This is a genomic window from Shewanella intestini (genome assembly GCF_018221465.1).
GTDB classification, from domain to species: Bacteria; Pseudomonadota; Gammaproteobacteria; order Enterobacterales; family Shewanellaceae; genus Shewanella; species Shewanella intestini.
Genome location: NZ_JAAIKR010000001.1, coordinates 397140 through 418845, shown reverse-complemented (window position 1 = coordinate 418845; position 21706 = coordinate 397140). Strand labels below are relative to the sequence as shown.

The following is a 21706-nucleotide window of genomic DNA, read 5'->3' as shown; positions in this document are numbered from 1 at the left end:
AATGGCTACCAATATTTATACTGTTTTTCACCTAAACTTAGCTTTTTCTTCAATCGAAGAAAAACAACATATTGACGTCATCAAACATTGTTATTGGCCACTTTTAAAATTAGCACAACAGGGCATACCTGTTGGGCTAGAAATGACAGCCTATACCCTTGAGTCAATTGCACGAGTCGATATGGAATGGGTAACGCTGTTTCGTTTGCTTCTACAAGAAAATAAATGTGAACTCATCGCAAGTGGTGATAGCCAAATAATCGGACCGCTCATCCCCGCTGACGTCAACCAAGCTAACCTAAGATTAGGTCAGCTTGGCTATGCTAAACTGCTAGGCATCATGCCTAAAATTGCCTATATCAATGAACAAGTCGTATCAGCTGGGCTTCTTGACGTTTATATTGATGCAGGTTTTGAGGCTGTTGTCGTCGAATGGGATAATCCTTATTCCCATAATCCCAATTGGAACGCTGCAACACTCGAGCGACCACAGTCATTGCTTGCAGCTAGTGGTCGTGACATTAAGGTTATATGGAATCATGCGATCGCTTTTCAAAAATTCCAACGCTATGTCCATGGTGAATTAACTTTAGCGGATTATGTCGATTATCTCACTACTATATGTCATCCAGAAATGGTGGCGTTTCCTATTTATGGCAGCGATGCAGAGGTATTTGATTTCCGGCCTGGGAGGTATCAAACTGAAGCAGAAACAATCCAAGGTGAATGGCAAAGAATTACCAAATTATTCAGCTTTTTAGCGAAAGAATCTCACTTCAATTGGCAGTGTCCATCTGAAATACTCACGCACTGGAACAATAGTCACCCTTTAGCATTAACAAATGCTGAACACCCTGTAACTGTCAAGAAGCAGGCTAAATACAATATAACTCGCTGGGCACTTAGCGGTCGTAATGACCTTTTGTTAAACACCCTCTGTTACAAGCAGTGGCAGCAATTGAAACAAAGTAACGGTGATGATTCTATGTGGCGAGCACTATGTAGGATGTGGAGCAGTGATCTGCGTACACACCTAACACAGTCGAGATACCAACAACTTGAGTTACCTGTAATACGCAAACCCGTCCCAGACTTTGAGCCATGGCAGAGCGACCAGCAACCTAAAAACTGCGTCCATGATATAAACTACGATTCAGAGCGACGCCGACTACATGTACGCACGCCATACCTACAAGTGAGTTTTAACGCAAACCGAGGACTCGCGATTGATAGCCTTAACTTTGCTTCCCAGCAATTTCAGCCAGTATTAGGCACGTTATCTCACGGCTACTTCGACCATATCCGTTATGGTGCAGATTTTTACAGTAACCATTTGTTGTTAGAACGTTTTCGCGACAGAGATAGAGTCTCAGATCTTAATAAAGTGGAGTATCAACTCGGTCAAAAAGATGGTTGTCTATTGATTTTCTGTCGACAACAACTCAAAAGTGGTGCGGTGATAAAGTGGTATCAGCTACAAAAAGAATCATTACGCTGCGGATTTCACTTCGAAAATATTGAACGCCCAGAGGCCGCCATTCGTCTAGGATATATCACTTTACTAGATTGCTCACAGCGAGCATGGTATGCCAGCCACCTAGGTGGCTACCAAAGAGAATATTTTCAGCTTGCTGCAGATATAGACCAAGGTGCCCCCGTATCCTCTATCGTATCAGCAAACAGCGCCATAGGTGCCACCAATGGAGAACTGCTTTTGGGGACGGACAATAATGGAATTAAAATAAGTTGGGATCCGGCGCTCTGCGCAGCCCTACCAATGATTTCAAGCCAAAAGATAAACAATCAATATCTCAATAGATTGTGGTTTTCACTGGCTGAAGCCGATGAAACGCTTAAGCAAGGTGGTGATTTATTAGATTTTGAATACTGTATTACTCCTACAACTCGGAGGCCGCATGCCTAAAACGCTTGCTATTGTGGGTGCAAGGTTAAATTCGAGTCGACTGCCTAATAAGCACCTCCTTGAGTTAGCCGGTAAGCCAATGATTGAACAAATTTGGCGGCGACTAAATCAATGTAGCGAGCTGGACTTAATAGAACTGGCAACTACAGCAGATAAGTTTAATCAGCCCCTGATAAATTGGGCTACTAGCCAAAACGTTAATTGCACACCTTTTGAAGGTAATGTGAATGACCTCATGGCAAGGCTTGATTTCATTATCAAAAAACATCAGCCAACTCATATTGTTTACATCTGTGGAGATTGTCCCTTAGTTGATCCAGACTTTATCGACCATGCAGTAAAGGCCTTAAAGCATGCACAATATAAAGACTCGATTAAGTTAGACAGCGCCATAGAAAGCATACATGAAGGAATGGCATTTTATACACTAGCGGGCTGGAATAAACTTATGCGCGCTAGCCAATGCGAGATGTCACGTGAACATGTTGGCTACGCAGACAGTTTGTCGCCTGTGCTAAACAAACTCATCATAAAAGATAGTGAAGATTTCTCCATCATAAAACATAGAATATCGGTCGACACACAAGCTGATTACCGATTTATGTCAGAGGTTTATCACCGATGGTTCGAAGAAGAACACAACGAAGACATTGTGAGTCTTTTATGGGTTACACAACAACTGTTCAAGGATGAAAAGCTAGCGTCCATCAATGATCACGTAAATCAGAAAGCACCTGAACGTCAGTACCCTATAGTCTCACTTTATTGTCAGGTTAGCTCTTTAGTCGGTCTCGGTCACCTAAAAAGGTGCTCACTAATTGCAGAGTCGTTACAAGAACGATTAAGCGTTTCAACAGAGATCATCATACTAGGTGAAGCTTCTCAACTTCCATGGTTAAAAACCAAAGCCGTCTGGCTAAATGAACCAGCGCAATTTTTGACGCATATCGAAAAAGATCTCAATAAATTGTTCCTCATTGACCTTCATCCAGAGCATTTCCCATTAGAAGAGTTGAAAAGAGTTTGCCAGCAAAAACAAAGTCAAGGAACGCCTATTGTTGCATTAGACAAGATGTCAGCGCTAATGCCTTACTCTGATTTACTTTTTATCCCTAGTTTTTATAGCGAAATAACAGGGCCTAAAGTTCACTTTGGATGGGAAAATTACTTATTGCCATCCATTTCAGAGACTGAGAAGGAAAATATTGTACTGATCCTCACTGGCGGCAGTGATGCGCTTAACTATGGTGCAGAACTACCCGATTTGCTGTTACCAGCATTACTTCCAGACTGGCGATATATCTGGGTTCAAGGCCCTATGTCTGCCCCTCCAAATCTTGCTGAGGATGCAAGAATTGAGTGTCTTAAAAACCCGATGAATTTACCTGAGCTAATCGCAAAGGCGAAAATTGTCATCACCTGTTATGGATTGTCCCTGTTTGAGTCTTTAGCACAAGGCGCTGCTGTGATCTTATTACCAACTAAACACTTATGCAGTGAAAACGAACTCAAGGAATTGGACCACCAGCGAGTATGTGAAATAGTCGAAACTATTGATGATATTGGCACTTTACTCCTACAAGTCCAAAATAATCCACAGCATTATTCTAAGCTTATTGAAAAAAGTCGTTCGCTTTTCACCGATAAAAGTGGATTAACAATCTTGGCCGAACATGTAGGCACATTGTTAAATAAAAACTCTAAAAGATAAGGAAATACGATGTTTATTCTTGTGACAACCCCGGTAGGCAGAACCGAACTTGGTAAACAAATAGATTATTAACCAAGCCGATGGAGTGGCTGCTCAGGTCAATATAAAGTCACATCATTTTATCCATTTAATCTTGCCAACCTCACTTTGTAACTCTTAAAATCAGAATGTTTTATATAGCATTTTGTAATGGTTTAATCATACAAGCCAATAAGATAAGTAGGGTCAGAGTAAACTTTAATCCAAAAAACAAAAAAGCGAACCAATCGGTTCGCTTTTTCAATTAAAAGTAACTAAACCTCAACAAAAGCCTGCTACTCATAATGGCGTTACTGTCGATGATAAGGCAAGGAAGTTTGAGGTTTTCTTGAGCGTCTCAGGACTTACCAATAATGGGGTTGATGATAGAAGAAAGAAGAAAGAAGAAAGAAGAAAGAAGAAAGGCAAAATCATCAGTACTTATGAAAGAATTGAATAAATCTCTCATTGGCTCGCTTTGCTTTTTTAATATAGGAAAACTATTAGAAATAGGACGAAAAGTCCATAATTGAAGTAAATGCTTTAAAACTGGAGTTATTCGAAATAGTTATAATAAGAAGTGGTAAAAACCTTTTCCCGTGGTGACGCAGGGAGATACAAGATTGTACGTAAGCAGATAATGTTTTGATTAGTATAATAAAAAAGGTGATATGGTCTCCCCACAAGGACTCGAACCCTGATCGATCGCTTAGGAGGCGACTGCTCTATCCTGTTGAGCTATAGGGAGACGAGGCTGATTATACTCGAAATCAGCCTAATGAAAACCGTTATATTTTAAGTGCTTAATTCTTAATCGCAATGTCATTAATTTGAATATTATCGGCACTATCAACACCAGTAACAATTGCCGTAGCGGTGCTTTCTGTCACTTGATCAATAACCACATTAGCACGCGTTTTACTGGCCACGGCGCGCATCATGTTAATTCGGTCGGGAATATTGCGCTGTAATATAATTTGGAATTTGTCTCCCAATTTAACACCGTTATTACGCCCTAAATTAATAATAATTCTGTCGCCTTGGCGGGCAATAATTTGCCCCAATAATGGCCGACAACTTAATTGGCTATCTAATTCAAATACGCTTTTTTCAAATAAATTTAAAATTTTGAAGCCATAGCTTGATTGCCAAAATTGAGCAGTATTCGTCGCGACAGCTTGATTCTTCTCAAACTCCCATGGGGCTGAACTTTCAAATGTTTGTGACCACACCACTTCACCACTTATTCCATGATACAAACTTAACTTAAATCGAATTTGTCGCTCTGGAGTGTAGTTAATCAAACCAAACATGCTACTTTTATAGTCAGCAAGCGAGATGTCGAGTATTTCAGGTTGCAGCACATAATGGCTATCGGTAATCTCGCTCAACCAACTCGGTAATAAATTACCACGGTAGTTCACTAACCGGTTCTTGTTATCAAGCTTCTCATCAGCATAAATACGTGCAAAACTGTACTTAGAATGCGTATTTAAAAACTCGCCTAACTTAAGAGAGAAATCTTCTTCAAAGTTGTTCAGTTGCCCATATGAAAGTTGGCTTCGATCTTTTATACGTGACTTAGGCAACATAATGGCCGCTTTTAAAGTCTGACTGCTGCATTGCTCATTGGCCTCTTGCTCAACAACATCCATGCGTAAAATGACCGTCATGATATCGTCATCAATACTTTCGCTAACTAATTGCACATCATTGGCTGCGCCCATTCGTTTCATGTTAAATGAATCGTGGGTGAGTTTGCCTTGGGTTATTTGTTGATCACTTGAAAAATTAACGCCCGCTTTTAAACTGGCGTAATTCATCGCTTGGCTAATTGCATCCTCACGCGCTTTATCGATATTACCATCAACAATTTTAGCCTTACCAGTCACTTCAACTTGATCCGCAACAGCATGACTTGCCAGCATGAGCCCACACACAAGGAGGACCAAAAGAGATAGCATGCTTTTGATTATTGGATATGACATTAATTTCATTTTCAGTACCTAAACAACTCGTGTCAGTTTTCTGTCTTGTTCATCGATAAAGACAAGCCTTACAATTTTAAAGCAAAAATTATGCCGTTAAAGTTAAGCCGATAGTTTATTTTCAACAATTGTATCTACATTTAACAAAATACATTTTATTTCAAGCGATTAAGACTTTTTAAACAAACCTCAGTTCACATTTAATCGTAATTTTTTGTAAAGTTATTACGTCATGAGTCGATAAAGAATTACACCAACACATTTTGGCTTTTAGGCCGCTCGAATTAAGGATGCTATTAATGGGGATTCCGCGCGTAATCACAGCAATGACCCTAACGTTATTCGCCGTTAGCGGTTGTGCCACACATTCAGCTCCAACGGCGTCACCTGCTAGCCAGCCTTTGTCATTTCAAAATGACCTACAAATGGTAACCGCTGATGATAACCGTCAGGCGATGGTATTAGACTATGACATCAACGCCTCTGGTATTGCCCCGAAGGGACAAATTAATACTTGGGCTGAAAAGCTAGTCAACGAACTGGTTTTACAAAACGATGGCTTGCAATCTACACAGCCATTAGTGGTTGCGACTCCGGTAATGACCGAAGATTATGACCAAACCAACACCTTAGGTATGCAATTGCAACAAGGGTTAATGACCGCATTTCATGCCCATGAATTTAATGTCGTCGACCTTAATGTCGCTAATGCTATTAGGGTAACTCATCACGGCGAGTTTTTACTGAGTCGCGATTGGAAAAAACTGCCAGGCGATCTCCCTGTTGCACATGTATTAGTCTCAACGATGTCTTTAACGCCAGAAGGCATTTTGTTTAATGGCCGTATTGTTAATATTACCAATAACCGTGTGGTGTCCTCAGTGCAATCTTTTGTTAATGGCCAAAGCTTATCGGGTTATTTACAAGCACCTCAACGAATAGAAACACGTGATGGATTATTGTATCGCCATGAAACCGCACAAAATGGACGATACACCATTTTAGGAGACAAACAATGAAAACGATGTTCCTCAATTTAGCCTTAATCGTTTTGATTTCAGGTTGTGCTTCACAAAACAAATATGTGCAATGGGAAACGGAAGCGCCAGCTAGCTTCCCAACAATTAATGCCGTTGGTTATGCGCCTCTAGATTTACAGCCAAGTAAAAATCATTCGCAAAAGGTATTAATGGCAATGCAAGCGTCAAAAATTGCCGCTTATCGAGAATTAGCTGAACAAGTTTATGGCCAAAAAATCAGTGCAAATAGTAATGTCAGTGACTGGTTACTCAGTGATGATCATGTCAAAGCGAGTGTCAGTGGTATTATCCGCGGAGCAAAAGTGGTTAAAACCTATCCATCAGGTGAGTTTTATGTCACTGAATTATCATTAGACTTCAAGCAAGTTTGGAATTTATATCAACAGCAAAACCGCCCAAGAAAAATTAAAGATGTGACTTATTTTTAATACCTAAATCTTATCTGCGTTAGTTGTTTGCTAAAGACAAAAGTAGAAATCAAGCTAAGAACTGGCCGATAAGTTTAATGACTTTACCCAATAAAAAACCGCTGTGATTCAGCGGTTTTTTTATGCATATTGATATGTCCTATGCTCTATGCTCTATGCTCTATGCTCTATGCTCTATGCTCTATGCTCTATGCTCTATGCTCTATGCTCAGCAATAAAGGTTCGCATAAGCGTAAAGTTAAAACTTCACTTCAAATGCAATCGCACCAGCCATTTGGTTTTCAATATCTTGGCTAACATCTGGTTCACTTAATTGCATTTCACCAGCAAAGTAGTAGCCACCATAAATATGGATTAAGGCACTGTTACTGACTTTCCACCCTGCCCGTAAAAAGCTGACCCATTCTTCAATTTCAATTGTTGTGTCGTCGTTTTCAACTAAAAACCGTTCAGTACGGCGTGATGAACCGATCCCAAAGTCCCAATTATCATTGTATTGATATTGCAACTCTAGCCCAGCAGGACCACTAAAACCGGCTTGAAAAGGGTTGGTTAACACTAACTTGTCATTAATTTGCCACTTTACTGCTAAATAAGGCACCGTTCGGACTTCAGAGATATCATTAAGGTAAGCCACACCTAAGCCCAGCATATTGCCAGAGTCAAAGCGGTACATGCCCATTCCTACAGCGCCATAACTAAGGGCATTACTTGATGATGCCGTATTGGCATAAGCATATTGCACCTTTGGAGAAACCATAAACATCCACTGATTATTAGGGCGATAATTAACCGACATCCCCACAGAATAACGATTAATTGATGTCCAAGGCACACTTGCGTTAATCAATTGATTGTTTTGATTAACTTTCCAACCATAATCTAAATTGTCATAACCTAAGTTAACGCCCACTGACCATTGACGACTGACAGGCATGGCTGCAGATAACTTCAGTCGCCAAACATCACGAGTAAACTCGTTACCATTATCGCCCACCTCAGCACTTGGTGCCGAGGTACGAGACACGGATAATTTAAACGGTGAATAGTCATAGGCGGCATGGGCACTATTTGCAGCTAACGCAAGCGCGACACCGGCGCATAATGGTAACCACTTTTTATCGTTTTTTTGATTGTGAAGCATTGGAGTTTTTTGATTGCACGAAGTTGCTTGGGTCATATTGAAATCCATTCAAAAGTTAGCACCATGTTTATAGGCGTCAATCTAAAGTCATCACTAGAGTAACCAAACTAATATACGCTTAATGCTATAAATATGTTCACATTTTATGATTTTTTACACCGTTTTTTACTCAAAGCCGTGCTATGAAACTTAAGACTTCGCTTCATAAGCCCTTAAAAACATGCTGACAGTATCGTGTAAATATCGCGTTCGGTCTTCAGCGCTAAAAGGAACGTCAATGCCCAACTCTAACGCAATTCTCTGCTCGCCAAATAACATTAAACACAAACGAACAGCACAATGACGAGGTTGTGAAAAATAATATTGCCCAAGTTTTGAAACCGCCTTGAAGTAATCTTCAAGCAATGAAAACACATGTAAAGGGCCAGCATTAAAATACAATTGTGATGTTTGTGGATGGGTATCCGCTTGGGCAACACATGCTTGATAAACAGTGATGGCATCTGCTGATACAATCATCTCTCCAAAATGTTTGGCAAAGAACATCAATGTAGTTTCAGGCTCAGCGGGCACATCAAGCAAAATATCGCTCAATTGATGTTCTATACATTTCGACTCAATAGCCGCTGCAAACAACACATCTTTACACCCAAAATGAGAATAAACCGTTTGTTTTGACACATCCGCTAGTTTTGCTACCTCATCCATACTGGTATTGTGAAACCCATTACTACAAAACAAATTAATAGCCGAAGTCAAAATTTGTTCGCGCTTGTGGCTACTGCGACTAACAGCAGTGACAACGGTTGTTAGCGGTTGTTTTTCAATCATATTTCAAATACCCATGACCATTTAAAACGCGCTGGAGTCAGTATTACACCGTCCTTACACGCAAACTAGACTAGACAGTCTAGTTTCGTTAAATTAGACTTGCCAGTCTAGATGTAACAAAATCGCAACTTAAACACCACAAAAACACCATATTTAAATAAGCCAATTGCTTTTAGTAAGATGACAATATGAATGACATCAAGCAGGGAAAGCCTGCGGCTAGAGGTAAGGTATGGCGTTGTCGATTGTCATTAAAAGGATGTTGTCATGCTTTATTTCTCTAACCCCAATCGAATATTAACCCCGTCATTTAAGCATCTCATATTGATTTTTTTTACCTGCATTGGGATAAGCGGCTGCGATAACGATCCAGCGGCGTCACCAGTATTACCTCGATTACAAACGGTGAACACCCTAACGTTAACTCCGGCATCTGAATATCAACAACAGCAAACTTATACCGGGGTAATTCGCGCAGCAAACACCACCGCTCTTGGGTTTGAACTAGCAGGAAAACTTAATAGCATCGCCGTTGATAGTGGCGATAACGTCAAGCAAGGTCAAATATTAGCGCAGCTCGACACCAGCTTATTGCTTGCAGAACAAAAACAATTACAAGCAAGCCTCCTTCAAACTCAAGCCGATATCGACTTAGCAAAAAGCAATTTAAAACGTGTCACCCAGTTATCATCTGAACGCTATGTCTCGGCGCAGCAGCTCGATGAAAACCAGCAACAAGTGCAAAGTTTATTAGCCAATAAGCAAAGACTTGAAGCAAGTTTAGAGGCCACTCAATTAAAAATTAACAAATCAACCCTAACCGCTCCTTTTGCAGGCGTAATTAGTAAACGCCAACAAAATAAAGGTGCTGTTATCAATGTTGCCACTCCCATTTTTACTTTGGTGGGGCAATCCACCCAACTGGCTTACATCGGTGTACCAATCCATGTTGCTCAGCAACTTGCTCCAGCTAAGCCTGTGGATATTGTGGTAGGCAGTAATCAATTAACAGGCATCATTGCTGGCATTAGCGCTGAAGTGGACAGCGTAACTCGCACTGTACAAGTGAGAGTTGCCCTTGATTCAAAAGCCAATGTCATTAATGGTGAAATGGCCTATTTCAGCCACCAACAAACTATTGCCCAAAATGGCTTTTGGGTGCCTATTTCAACATTAACCGACGGTATTCGCGGTCTCTGGAATGTGCTTTTAGTCAGCACAGACAATACCGGCAAACAGTTTATTGAACGTCGTGATGTAGAAATAATTTATACCAATAATGCCCAAGCTTACATAACCGGCGCAATTGCCGCGCAAGACACATTGGTTGTAGCAGGGCTGCACAAATTAGTCGTCGGCCAACAAGTGCTCACACAAACGCCCAAGCGTTTGGAGGCATTATAGTCATGCCATTGATGAACTCTTCAAATAAAAAGCAGCCATCTCAACAATTAACAGGCCAAGCTGCAACCCGCTGCCAAGACATAAAAACGCCCCTATCAACACGTCATCAATCTGCTTGTCAGGAGGCGTTATGATTAAAGCATTTGTCGAAAATGGTAGGTTAACCAGCTTATTTATTGCGCTGTTAATTGTCGCAGGCTTAGGTGCTATTTCTAGCTTACCTCGTACAGAAGACCCACATATCACCAATCGCTTTGCTTCTGTTATCACCCAATACCCTGGCGCATCAGCTGAGCGCGTCGAAGCATTAGTGACAGAGGTACTCGAAAACCAATTACGCCGCTTAGATGAACTGAAATTAGTACAATCAACTTCTCGCCCTGGCATATCCGTTATTCAGTTGGAATTAAAAGACGCCATTACTGACACCGATCCGGTTTGGTCTCGGGCGCGCAATTTAATAGCAGATGCCCAAACTGCCCTGCCGCAAAGTGCCCGCAATGGTATTCTTGATGATCAAGTCGGCTACGCTAACACCGCTATTTTAGGATTAACTTGGTCAGACACCTCCCCTGTACGGGCTGACATGCTTAACCGCTACGCTAAAGAGTTACAAAGTAAACTGCGGATTTTAAATGGTACAGATTTTGTCAAATTATACGGCTCACCCGAAGAAGAAATATTAGTTGAACTCAATGCTCATAAGATAAGCCAACTTAACCTCACCCCTGCCCTCATCGCTAGCATTTTGAATAATGCTGACACAAAAATTGCAGCAGGCGAGCTAGATAATCTGCAATTTAGGGCGCTTATCGAAGTGTCTGGCGAATTTGACTCTCAAAGCCGCATACGCCAAGTACCATTAAAGGTTGATACTCATGGTCAAATTATTCGCCTTGGGGATGTCGCAACGATCACCCGCCAAGCTAAATCGCCAGCAAATAGCATTGCACTAATCAATAGCCAACAAGGCATCCTGGTTGCAGCAAGAATGATTGACGATAATCGGGTCGATATTTGGCAAGCCAAAATCAATCAACTTATTAAACAATTTGAAGTTAACTTACCCAGCAATATCAAAGTGCAATGGCTATTTGATCAACAAGCCTATACCAGTGTGCGTTTAGGTGATTTGATGATCAACTTGCTGCAAGGTTTCGTCATTATCTTACTGGTATTACTGCTCACTCTTGGGCTGCGCAACGCATTGATTGTCGCGCTGTCTTTGCCGTTGACAGCATTATTTACCCTCGCATGCATGAAATACACCGGCTTACCCATTCACCAAATGTCAGTCACCGGACTGGTGGTTGCACTCGGTATTATGGTTGATAACGCGATTGTGATTGTCGATGCCATTGCCCAAAAGCGCCGCCAAGGCTTATCTAAACTTCAAGCTGTACAGCAAACCATTCATCATTTATGGATCCCGCTTGCAGGTTCCACAATTACAACCATGCTGGCTTTTGCCCCAATAATGCTAATGCCTGGGGCTGCGGGCGAGTTTGTTGGCGGCATCGCGATTTCAGTCATGTTTGCACTTTTAGGCTCGTATATTATTTCTCACACCATTATTGCCGGTCTTGCGGGGCGGTTTTCACAACAGCAGGCACCAACTGCTTGGTATCAACAAGGTATGGCCTTTCCTCGCCTAAGTAAGGCTTTTACCCGTAGTTTACACATTGCCTTAAAAAAACCTGTTTTAACGGCCATTATCATCGGCTTACTGCCTATAAGTGGTTTTTATGCGGCCAGTAAAATGACCGAACAATTCTTTCCACCATCAGACCGAGACATGTTCCAAATTGAAATGTATCTGGCAGCGCATGTCAGTATTGCTAACACCTTAAAACAGGTGCAATCTATTGATAAACATTTGCAAGCAATCAGCGACATTAGCGAGGTTACGTGGGTAGTTGGTGGCAATACACCTTCATTTTATTACAATTTAACTCAGCGCCAACAAGGGGCAAAAAACTACGCTCAAGCCATGGTGAAAGTCACCGACTTTAACGCTGCAAACCGCTTGATATTACAACTACAAACCCAGCTAGATACGGCTTTCCCACAAGCACAAATTTTGGTAAGAAAACTAGAGCAAGGCCCACCGTTTAATGCCCCTGTCGAATTACGCATATATGGTCCATCACTTGATACCTTAAAAGTGATTGGTGAGGACGTCAGAAAACAATTATCGCAAACCGCAGATGTACTTCATACCCGCGCAACACTTAGCCCAAGTACCCCAAAGGTGTGGCTACAAGTTAATGAAGATGCCAGTTTAATGAGTGGCTTAAGTCTCAGTGAGATTGCCAATCAAGTCCAAATGGCAACCACGGGCGTAACGGGTGGCAGCATTATTGAAAACACCGAATTATTACCTATTCGCGTTAGACTCAATGATGAAAACAGACAGCAAACCAGCCAACTTGATGGCCTAACGCTGGTCTCTTCAATTGGCTCAGGTATTCCGTTGTCGGCTTTGGCGACTAGCCAAGTTAATGTCAGTCGCAGCGCAATTCCAAGGCGCAATGGTGAGCGGGTAAACACCATTGAAGCTTATATCACCAGCGGTGTTCTACCGGCCAAAGTCCTTAGCGATGTGCAGCAACACATTAATACCATGGTTATGCCAGCTGGCTATCATATTGAAGTTGGGGGAGAAAATGCAAAACGCAATGAGGCCGTCGGCAACCTAATGTCTAACTTGGTTCTCGTTGTTACCTTGCTACTGGCAACCGTGGTGTTATCGTTCAATTCATTTAGATTAACCGCCATTATTTTACTTAGTGCGATTCAATCTGCCGGGCTTGGATTATTAGCGGTATTTGTATTTGGCTATCCATTTGGCTTCACCGTTATCATCGGTTTATTGGGGTTAATGGGATTAGCCATTAATGCCGCAATTGTCATTTTAGCTGAACTTGAAGCCTTTCCCACAGCCAAACAAAGCGACTTGGATGGCGTAGTTAATATTGTTAACCGTTGCGGCAGACACATTGGCTCAACGACCATTACCACCATCGGAGGTTTTTTACCGTTAATCATCGCCGGCGGAGGATTTTGGCCTCCCTTTGCTATTGCGATTGCTGGCGGTACGTTGTTAACCACTTTGTTGTCACTTATTTGGGTTCCTACGCTATACATTCTACTCTTAAGTAACAAGCACAATTAAAAATACACATTTAAAACCAATTTAAATACATAGCTACAAAAATAAGAAACGTAAACAGCGAAGGTCAACAACACAAATGAGTAATCGATACACATATATTAGAAAATATTAATTTTCTGTGAATTGCATCACCTATGGGGCAGATATTTTTGACTACATTACTCACATAATTAACTTTAGGAAGATGACAATGAACTACACAAAATGGCCGCTGTCAAAGCAAATTAGCTCATTAGCATTACTGCTTTGTATTATTGTTTTAAGCTTAATGTCAGCTGGTTCGTATTTAATGTCTAGCCAAGCATTAACAGAAAAAGCGACTCATGCACTCGAAACGCAAATGCACAGTAGTGGTAAGCTCATTGAACTGCACTACAACAGTATGCTTGAACTCGCTCATCGAAATGCCAATATTCTCGGCCTAATGTACCCAAACCAATTCCATATCGCAGACAAGATGGTTAAAGTTTTAGGTGTATCTTCACCCGCTCTTTTTCATGAACATGAAGAAGTTAACGGTCAAGTAAGTAAAGTTGATCGCTTCTCTAAATTAACCCACGGTTCAGCCACCATTTTTGTTCGTGAAGGCGATGATTTCGTTCGTATCTCTACTTCATTAAGAAAACCCAATGGTCAACGCGCTATTGGGACCAAGTTAGGTACATCGCATCCGGCTTATCAAAAAATAATCAATGGTCAAGAATATGAAGGCTATGCCAAATTATTTGGTAAAGATTACATGAGTGTTTATCGCCCTATTTTTAATAGCAATAAACGCGTTATTGGTATTATGTTTATCGGCTTTGATATATCACTGACTATTGAGCAAATTCAACAAACAGTAAAAGAGCTAACCATTGAAAAAACCGGTTACTACGCATTAATCAAAAATAGTGACCGCACAATTATTGCTCACCCTCAATTAAACGCAGATACGGCCTTTAGCACTAATTACACTGACGGGCTCTCTGCAAAACAAGTATTTACTACTGATACGCTCAAGCACTTCACTGGCTCTGACGGTCAAAAAATGGTGTCATATACTGTCCACATTCCAAAGTGGGACTGGACGTTAGTTAGCTTTACCAAGCTCAATGAATTAACCAGTGGTAGTGCCGCCTTACTCAAAACTATATTAATTATTGCCGCTATTGGGTTAGTCGTTATCTCTGTATTACTTTATTTAGTGATAACCAAAGCAACTAAGCCACTTACAATCTTACAAGAAAAAATAACTAAGTTAGGTGAAGGCGATTTATCTCAACAATTTGATTTAGTTAACCCTAATTCGAATAACGAAATCGCGCTCATTACTAACAGCACACATTATATGGCAGACAACTTAAGTGCACTTATTCAGTCATTGCAAACGTCTGTTGAATCACTGGAACATCAATCTGAGCAAGGCCAAGAAATTGCTCAAATCAATGGTAAAGAGGCTGATAGCTTATTGGCGCAAACCGAATTGGTCGCAACGGCCATCGAACAAATGTCAGCGTCGATTCGAGAAGTGGCAAACAACGCATCCCAAGGCGCAATGCAAAGCCAACAAGTTGACGTCTCATCACGCGAAGGTCACCAACAACTTGCCCACGTAGTGTCATCGCTTGACAACTTAAGTGAACAATTAAACCAATCACAAGCCAACATTGAGCAAGTCACCGTTGAAAGTGAGGCTATTAGTAAAGTAACTGAAGTCATTAACGGTATTGCTGAGCAAACTAACTTATTGGCACTTAACGCTGCAATTGAAGCGGCTCGAGCGGGCGAACAAGGTCGTGGGTTTGCCGTAGTGGCAGATGAAGTCCGTTCTTTAGCACAGCGCACTCAACAATCAATTAGTGAAATTTCAACCACCATTACCCGTCTACAAGAGCAAGTTAAACTGACTGCGGATCAAATGCAGCAATGCCAGCACCTTGGTCAAGAATCAGCAAAACAAGGTATGTCTGTAAATGAGAATTTAAGTCAAATTAATGCCAGCATTGAAGAGCTTGCCTTATTTACTACCACGATTGCTAGCGCCACAGAAGAGCAAAGCGCCGTTGCTCATGATGTGTCTAATAACTTACATTCAATTTCAACCTCAGCAAGCGACAGTCAGCATCGCTCGGCAATGGGTGTTGAAGCGGCCAATGAACTGGCCAATATGTCGCGAGAAATAAAACGCCAAATTGGTATTTTTAAAGTATAAATACCACTAAAACGGCAAGCGAAAACCCGCTTGCCGTTTTCATTTTCAGCCTGCTTTTGTGCTTCAATTCCGCTTTTTTTTTCCCTCTTGTTATCTCTTCCCTCATTGACCTTACGCATGTAAACATCGTATGCCAAATCCTGTTAGGTTTATGGTTCAACATCAAGGTGATAACTCAATTAGACAGTTAACTATTTACTGTGCTTATTGCTGAATACGCTTACGTTATTGCCCCATGTGTTTTCGTCATTAACATTGATTTATTATGGCGTTTGGGTTTACCTGAGGTAGTAATTTATTAACTGCAATGTCTTATTATTTTGCTAAAAATGTCGCGTCTTCGTTTGTTATTGAGGGGGGATTGATTAAGGTTTTTGAGTCTGTTTTTTTTGAATAATGGCTTGGATTTCAATAGCAAAGCATGTAAATAACGAAGAGGAAATCAAAACACAGACTCGATATTAAGACGGATAGTTGAGCACCTTTCTGCTGACTCACCTTTATTTATTCCCTTATGATCAATTTTTAATGACAACATCGCTATTCTTATTCGTTGCCTCTGTGTCTTATTGCCTTATCACACCGATAACACCCCCTTTTTTGCATTAATGAAAAAGTAGCTCAGTATATTTGTTTTTTTACTGATGTTTTTTGCAAAATTAAAGCTATACATTAGGTCACCCCCAAACAGGTTATTCATCAAACAACAATAAAAACACCTCAGCCTGCAAATATCTTTTATTAAGAGAACAGAGCCATGAAAATTGCGTTATTTATTCCCTGCCTTGTTAATCAAATGATGCCCGACGTCGGCATTGCCACCCTTGAAGTGCTAGAAAAACTCGGTCACCAAGTTATTTTGCCGGAAGGACAAACCTGTTGCGGTCAACCCATGACTAACTCAGGCTGTTTTGATGAAGCGAAAAACACCACTTTAAAACTGCTCAATGCTTTTAAACATGTTGAGTGTGACGCCATTGTTTGCCCTGCAGCATCTTGTTTAGTGGCTGCAAAAGAGAATTTTCATAAATTTGATAATAGCCCAAGTGCCCAAATCGTTATTGACAAACTCTATGAGCTAACTGAATTCTTGCACGACATAGCCCCTATTAAACAGTTTAACCATCCGGTGCCAAGTAAGGTGAGTTTACAAATGAGCTGTCACGGTATTCGCATGCTTAGTCTTGCCACACCAAGTGAAAGCATGGGACGACAATTTAATAAAGTAGAAGCGGTGTTAAGTGCAATTGATGCGCTTGAGATTGTCTACCCAGATCCGCGAGATGAATGCTGCGGTTTTGGTGGCACATTTGCTGTCGATGAAGGGGCAGTATCAGCCAAAATGGGTAAAGACAAAGCCCAAGCACATGCTGCCACAGGGGCTGAATATGTCGTCGGTTTTGACCCCTCTTGCCTACTGCATTTAGATGGCATGATCCGCCGTCAACAATTGCCTATCACCACCCGCCATATTGCTCAAATTCTCAACAGCGCACTATAAGGAGCTATGATGTCATCTGCCCAAACTAAGCCAGCAACACATGCTCATAAAGCCGAAATTTTTTGTCGTGACGAACAGCGTGTTAATTGGCACTCAAAAGCGTTATGGACATTAAGAGAAAAGCGCGATCGCGCAGCAAGTCAAGTGCCTGAATGGGAAACACTGCGTAAACTGGGTTCTCACATAAAACAACACTCGCTAAGTCATTTAGCCGATTATCTGACCGAATTTGAAAGCAACTGTATTGCAAATGGTATTCAAGTTCATTGGGCTAAAGACGCGCAAGAACACAACCAAATTACCCACAATATTTTAGCCAAACATCAGGTTAAAAAATTAGTGAAATCAAAATCGATGCTCACAGAAGAGTGCCACTTAAACCCCTATCTTGAACAAAGAGGTATCGAGGTTATTGATACCGATTTAGGTGAACGCATCATTCAATTAGCTGGGCAAGCACCTTCGCACATTGTGGTGCCTGCCATCCATTTAAAAAAACAAGAAGTGGGTGATTTATTCCATGAAAAAATAGGCACACAAGCTGGTGCCAGTGACCCAACATATTTAACCCGAGCAGCCAGAGCGCACTTGCGAGAACAGTTTTTATCTGCAGATGCTGCCATGACCGGGGTAAATATGGCCATTGCTGACCAAGGCGGCATAATTGTTTGCACCAATGAAGGCAATGCTGATATGGGCGTGAACTTACCTAGTTTACAGCTACATTCCATGGGCATAGACAAAGTAATCCCCAATATGGACAGCGCCGCCGTACTGCTGCGCACTTTAGCCAGAAATGCGACTGGTCAGCTTATCACCACTTATTCATCTTGCTATAAAGCACCGAAACCTGGCGGCGAAATGCATGTGATTATTGTTGATAATGGCCGCAGTGAAATGCTGAAAGATAAAATATTGGCTAAATCATTAAAGTGTATCCGCTGCGGTGGTTGCTTAAACACTTGCCCTGTTTACCGCCGCTCTGGTGGTCATAGTTATAACTATACCATTCCCGGCCCAATTGGTATTGCCGTTGGTGCCCAGCATGATGAAACCCATTCAAGCGCTTGGGCATGTACATTATGTGGCAGCTGCAGCTTTGTGTGCCCAACAAAAGTGCCGTTAGATAAAATCATCGCCCATCAGCGGTACTTAAAAGCTCAAGCGCAAACCTTACCTTATGGCAAGCGACACTACATGCCATTAGTTGGCAAACTAATGGCCAATAAAACCGCTACTAATTGTGCGATGACTGTGGCGAGGACTTCACTAAATATATTACCACACCGTTTACTTAAGCCGTTTTCAGGCGCATGGGGACAACATAGAGAATTACCACAAGCCCCGAAAGCCAGTTTCGATACTTGGTTTAAACATAATAGAGGCCAGAAATAAGATGACTAACATGACCAGTAAAGACGCCATTTTATCTGCGCTTCAAAACAGTGCGGCAAAAGTAAAAGCCATGCCTGAGATTAATATCCCCGTCATTAATGAACCATTAATCCCACGCTTTGAACAAAGCCTTGCCACCGTAACAGCAACCTTGATTAAAGAAGATGGCCTTAATGCCTTAAATCAACATGTCGCTGAGTTATTGGCGCAAAAAAACCAAGTCATGTCATTTGTAGATGGGGTTCAAGGGAACCGAGAAAACCCTGAACTGCCACATCAAATGCAAGATATCGACTACAGTGTGCTACCAGGTAAACTTGGGGTAGCGGAAAATGGGGCGATTTGGGTTGAGCTTCCACAAGCTCATCGTGTGACGGCGTTTATTTGTGAAAATCTCATCATCACTTTGTCCCGTGAAAAAATCGTCGCCAATATGCACCAAGCCATGAAACAACTTGATTTTAGTCAAACCCAGTTTGGCACGTTTATTTCAGGCCCATCTAAAACCGCCGATATTGAGCAAGCCCTCGTAGTTGGCGCACATGGCGCTTGCAGCTTACGAGTGTACCTTATTGATTAAGCACGCACGCTAAGCCGTTTTGCTGCCTAAAATTAAAAAAGCCATTCGTTTGAATGGCTTTTTTAATGGCTTATCACAGCAAAACAAGTTAACAATGCAGCTTAACGCCCGAAAATTTGCGGCGCTTTCGATAACACAAAATCTAAAAATAACTGCACTTTTAATGGTTGATGACTGCGTTGATGATAAAGCAGAGATATTCTTCTACGCTCACCACGCCAATGCGGTAACACTTGAATTAATTCACCTTTAGCCAGTTCATTTTCCACAAACCGCCCTGGCCCATACATAATGCCTGCGCCCACTTTCGTCGCATTCACCGCGCCATGAATATCGCTTAAGGTCAATTTAGCAGGGCCTTCATAATAAAACTCTCCGTGTACTTTATGGGTGAGAGTCCAATTGTATAACGGCCACACTTTTACAAGATTATGCTCAACTAATTGGCTTGGATGCTCAATGGTCGCTGCGCTATCTAAATATTCAGGGCTGGCATAAAGCCCATATTGCAACACCCCAAACAATTTAGACACCCAAGACGAGTCCAATTGCGCGCCACCAACAATAGCAATATCAACCCCACCATCAATTAAATCAATGGTTTGATTATTCTGGCTAATGTGTAATTGAATGTCAGGATAGGCAATTGAAAACTCAGTCAACACTTCCATCAATACCATCGAAGTGATTGAAACCGGTGTGGCTAAACGCAATGTGCCTTCAGGCTTACGCCGCGAGGGATGGCTCAACGAATCTAGCTGTGAAATCACACTTTGGTAGCGTTCAAACAGTGCTCCGCCCTCTTCGGTTAATCGAATCCGTCGAGTACTGCGCATAATTAACTGCGTATCGAGCTGCGCTTCTAGCTTGGCAATTTTACGGCTAACGGTCGCAACAGGAATACTCAATTCATTGGCCACTTGCGTAAAGCTACCGGCATTGACTAAATGTACATATAAATGAACTAGGCCAATGTCACAACCAGATTGTCTGCTCATTAAAAACACCTTTTACAAAACGTACTGGCAGTGTAATAAAAAATCCCCTCAGCACCTAACAGTGTTGAGGGGATTGTTAACAAGGTCATGGTTCAAGACAAATATTAATCTTCGTCTTTTGTACGATCCATGTTCTCAGTGTGTTCAAGCCACAAAGCATTAATAATGCCGAATGAACAAGCAAGAAGCACACCTAATATCCAAGAAAAATACCACATAGTTTGCTCCTTGATTAATAGAGAGACGTTTTGTTCTTTTCAATGAACTCACGGCTTAAACGACCGAACATTTTCAAGTATGTCCACACGGTATAACTTAACACTAGCGGAACAAAAATAATGGCTGCAACCGTCATCACTTGCAAGGTCATTTGACTCGCTGTCGCATCCCACATCGTTAAGCTGATGTTCGGGTCAAGTGATGATGGCATCACAAATGGGAACATTGCTGCACCACAAGTTAAAATCACACACGCTACGGCGATTGAACTAAAGAAGAAAGCAAACCCACTGCGATTTAAACGACTAGCCAATACCACTAATAATGGCATGATAATACCAATGATAGGGAACAGCATAGTGAGTGGATACTTGTCATAGTTTGCTAACCAAGCGCCAGCTTCAATTGCCACGGTTTTAACCGCAGGGTTAGAAGGGCCACTAGTATCAAGTGCAGAAGTAATCACATAACCGTCAATACCATTTGCTAACCAAACACCTGCTGCAACAAACAATACGGCTAATGCCGCGCCGCACACTTGCGCAGCTTTTGCACTGCGTACTCTTAATTCGCCTTCCGTCTTCATTTGTAACCATGAAGCACCTTGCATCATGATCATTGCCACACTGACTAAGCCACATAACAATCCAAACGGATTTAATAACCCAAATAGACCGCCGTGATAAGTTGCACGTAAATACTCGTCAAAGGTAAAGGGGACACCTTGTAATAAGTTACCAAACGCAACACCAATAATCAGTGGCGGCACAAAGCCACCAAGGAAGAGTGCCCAATCCCAAGACTTGCGCCATTTCGGATCTTCAATTTTCGAACGATAATCAAAACCTACTGGACGCAAGAACAAGGCAAATAGCACTAACATCATCGCGACATAAAAGCCCGAGAATGAAACAGCATATACCATAGGCCATGCAGCAAATAACGCGCCACCCGCAGTGATAAGCCAAACCTGGTTACCATCCCAATGCGGCGCAATTGAGTTAATCATAATACGGCGCTCAGTGTCGTCTTTACCTACAATAGGTAATAACGCACCAACCCCCATATCAAACCCGTCAGTAACCGCAAAACCGATAAATAACACTCCGATCAGCGCCCACCAGATAAATCTTAATACTTCATAATCAAACATAGT

At 41.7% G+C, this 21706-nt stretch carries 16 protein-coding genes and 1 tRNA gene; 10 read left to right on the top strand and 7 right to left on the bottom strand.

The genetic code is table 11. From position 1 onward, the window contains the following. Position 1: 1 nt before the first annotated feature. Together G3R48_RS01830 and G3R48_RS01825 are read left to right on the top strand one after the other, a co-directional pair. Positions 2-1924 carry a glycoside hydrolase gene (locus G3R48_RS01830; protein WP_153660871.1) on the top strand — a complete coding sequence of 641 codons (1923 nt, stop codon included), beginning with the start codon at positions 2-4 and terminating at the stop codon, positions 1922-1924. Further along, positions 1917-3635, top strand: coding sequence for a cytidylyltransferase domain-containing protein (locus tag G3R48_RS01825; protein WP_153660873.1), 1719 nt, complete (start codon positions 1917-1919; stop codon positions 3633-3635). The genes G3R48_RS01830 and G3R48_RS01825 overlap by 8 nt, the downstream gene beginning before the upstream one ends. A 690-nt stretch (positions 3636-4325) precedes the next feature. Here the strand turns inward: G3R48_RS01825 and G3R48_RS01820 are convergent. Further along, positions 4326-4401: transfer RNA gene (locus tag G3R48_RS01820), tRNA-Arg, on the bottom strand. A 55-nt stretch (positions 4402-4456) separates the two neighbouring features. Then, positions 4457-5581, bottom strand: a complete 1125-nt coding sequence (locus G3R48_RS01815) for a flagellar assembly protein FlgT (RefSeq protein WP_228497288.1) — start codon at positions 5579-5581, stop codon at positions 4457-4459. 359 nt (positions 5582-5940) lie between these two features. Between G3R48_RS01815 and G3R48_RS01810 the strand changes: the two genes are divergently transcribed. Both G3R48_RS01810 and G3R48_RS01805 read left to right on the top strand, forming a co-directional pair. Further along, positions 5941-6660 (top strand): FlgO family outer membrane protein, encoded by a 720-nt coding sequence (locus G3R48_RS01810; RefSeq protein ID WP_228497289.1) that lies wholly within the window; start codon positions 5941-5943, stop codon positions 6658-6660. Between the two features lie 5 nt (positions 6661-6665). After that, the gene (locus G3R48_RS01805) at positions 6666-7109 is read left to right on the top strand and encodes an LPP20 family lipoprotein (RefSeq protein WP_380714140.1); all 444 of its coding nucleotides are present in this window, start codon (positions 6666-6668) and stop codon (positions 7107-7109) included. Between the two features lie 238 nt (positions 7110-7347). On the opposite strand, the gene G3R48_RS01800 is transcribed toward G3R48_RS01805, so the two are convergent. Together G3R48_RS01800 and G3R48_RS01795 are read right to left on the bottom strand one after the other, a co-directional pair. After that, positions 7348-8289, bottom strand: coding sequence for a DUF6268 family outer membrane beta-barrel protein (locus tag G3R48_RS01800; protein WP_228497291.1), 942 nt, complete (start codon positions 8287-8289; stop codon positions 7348-7350). A 153-nt stretch (positions 8290-8442) separates the two neighbouring features. After that, positions 8443-9084: a TetR/AcrR family transcriptional regulator gene (locus tag G3R48_RS01795; RefSeq protein ID WP_153660878.1), complete on the bottom strand. Its 642-nt coding sequence runs from the start codon at positions 9082-9084 to the stop codon at positions 8443-8445. A 267-nt stretch (positions 9085-9351) separates the two neighbouring features. Here G3R48_RS01795 and G3R48_RS01790 point away from each other — a divergent pair, with 267 nt between their 5' ends. From G3R48_RS01790 to G3R48_RS01765, 6 genes are all read left to right on the top strand, one after another. Next, a complete protein-coding gene (locus G3R48_RS01790; protein WP_153660880.1) occupies positions 9352-10488 on the top strand; it encodes an efflux RND transporter periplasmic adaptor subunit in 1137 nt (378 codons plus the stop codon). Positions 10489-10618: 130 nt separating this feature from the next. Continuing rightward, positions 10619-13663 (top strand): efflux RND transporter permease subunit, encoded by a 3045-nt coding sequence (locus tag G3R48_RS01785; RefSeq protein ID WP_153660882.1) that lies wholly within the window; start codon positions 10619-10621, stop codon positions 13661-13663. A 190-nt stretch (positions 13664-13853) separates the two neighbouring features. Then, positions 13854-15857 carry a methyl-accepting chemotaxis protein gene (locus tag G3R48_RS01780; RefSeq protein ID WP_153660884.1) on the top strand — a complete coding sequence of 668 codons (2004 nt, stop codon included), beginning with the start codon at positions 13854-13856 and terminating at the stop codon, positions 15855-15857. A gap of 757 nt (positions 15858-16614) precedes the next feature. Next, entirely contained in the window at positions 16615-17358 is a 744-nt protein-coding gene (locus G3R48_RS01775) for a (Fe-S)-binding protein (protein ID WP_153660886.1), read from the top strand. A gap of 9 nt (positions 17359-17367) precedes the next feature. Further along, a complete protein-coding gene (locus G3R48_RS01770; RefSeq protein WP_153660888.1) occupies positions 17368-18753 on the top strand; it encodes a lactate utilization protein B in 1386 nt (461 codons plus the stop codon). Between the two features lie 10 nt (positions 18754-18763). Then, the gene (locus tag G3R48_RS01765; RefSeq protein ID WP_153660890.1) at positions 18764-19333 is read left to right on the top strand and encodes a LutC/YkgG family protein; all 570 of its coding nucleotides are present in this window, start codon (positions 18764-18766) and stop codon (positions 19331-19333) included. A 101-nt stretch (positions 19334-19434) separates the two neighbouring features. Here the strand turns inward: G3R48_RS01765 and G3R48_RS01760 are convergent, their stop codons facing one another. The 3 genes from G3R48_RS01760 to cydB form a co-directional block, all read right to left on the bottom strand. After that, positions 19435-20331: a LysR family transcriptional regulator gene (locus G3R48_RS01760; protein WP_153660891.1), complete on the bottom strand. Its 897-nt coding sequence runs from the start codon at positions 20329-20331 to the stop codon at positions 19435-19437. Between the two features lie 104 nt (positions 20332-20435). Continuing rightward, the gene (gene cydX, locus G3R48_RS01755; RefSeq protein ID WP_153660892.1) at positions 20436-20549 is read right to left on the bottom strand and encodes a cytochrome bd-I oxidase subunit CydX; all 114 of its coding nucleotides are present in this window, start codon (positions 20547-20549) and stop codon (positions 20436-20438) included. Positions 20550-20563: 14 nt separating this feature from the next. Beyond that, positions 20564-21703: a cytochrome d ubiquinol oxidase subunit II gene (cydB, locus tag G3R48_RS01750; RefSeq protein ID WP_212593176.1), complete on the bottom strand. Its 1140-nt coding sequence runs from the start codon at positions 21701-21703 to the stop codon at positions 20564-20566. Positions 21704-21706: the final 3 nt, after the last annotated feature.

Bases quoted from the DNA above. Each gene is read 5' to 3' on its own strand.
- G3R48_RS01805 (WP_380714140.1), top strand. From the start codon at position 6,666: ATGTTCCTCAATTTAGCCTTAATCGTTTTGATTTCAGGTTGTGCTTCA.
- G3R48_RS01830 (WP_153660871.1), top strand. From the start codon at position 2: ATGGCTACCAATATTTATACTGTTTTTCACCTAAACTTAGCTTTTTCT.
- G3R48_RS01825 (WP_153660873.1), top strand. From the start codon at position 1,917: ATGCCTAAAACGCTTGCTATTGTGGGTGCAAGGTTAAATTCGAGTCGA.
- G3R48_RS01795 (WP_153660878.1), bottom strand. From the start codon at position 9,084: ATGATTGAAAAACAACCGCTAACAACCGTTGTCACTGCTGTTAGTCGC.
- G3R48_RS01760 (WP_153660891.1), bottom strand. From the start codon at position 20,331: ATGAGCAGACAATCTGGTTGTGACATTGGCCTAGTTCATTTATATGTA.
- G3R48_RS01810 (WP_228497289.1), top strand. From the start codon at position 5,941: ATGGGGATTCCGCGCGTAATCACAGCAATGACCCTAACGTTATTCGCC.
- cydX (WP_153660892.1), bottom strand. From the start codon at position 20,549: ATGTGGTATTTTTCTTGGATATTAGGTGTGCTTCTTGCTTGTTCATTC.
- G3R48_RS01800 (WP_228497291.1), bottom strand. From the start codon at position 8,289: ATGACCCAAGCAACTTCGTGCAATCAAAAAACTCCAATGCTTCACAAT.
- G3R48_RS01785 (WP_153660882.1), top strand. From the start codon at position 10,619: ATGATTAAAGCATTTGTCGAAAATGGTAGGTTAACCAGCTTATTTATT.
- G3R48_RS01815 (WP_228497288.1), bottom strand. From the start codon at position 5,581: ATGCTGGCAAGTCATGCTGTTGCGGATCAAGTTGAAGTGACTGGTAAG.
- G3R48_RS01765 (WP_153660890.1), top strand. From the start codon at position 18,764: ATGACCAGTAAAGACGCCATTTTATCTGCGCTTCAAAACAGTGCGGCA.
- G3R48_RS01770 (WP_153660888.1), top strand. From the start codon at position 17,368: ATGTCATCTGCCCAAACTAAGCCAGCAACACATGCTCATAAAGCCGAA.
- G3R48_RS01775 (WP_153660886.1), top strand. From the start codon at position 16,615: ATGAAAATTGCGTTATTTATTCCCTGCCTTGTTAATCAAATGATGCCC.
- G3R48_RS01790 (WP_153660880.1), top strand. From the start codon at position 9,352: ATGCTTTATTTCTCTAACCCCAATCGAATATTAACCCCGTCATTTAAG.
- G3R48_RS01780 (WP_153660884.1), top strand. From the start codon at position 13,854: ATGAACTACACAAAATGGCCGCTGTCAAAGCAAATTAGCTCATTAGCA.
- cydB (WP_212593176.1), bottom strand. From the start codon at position 21,703: ATGTTTGATTATGAAGTATTAAGATTTATCTGGTGGGCGCTGATCGGA.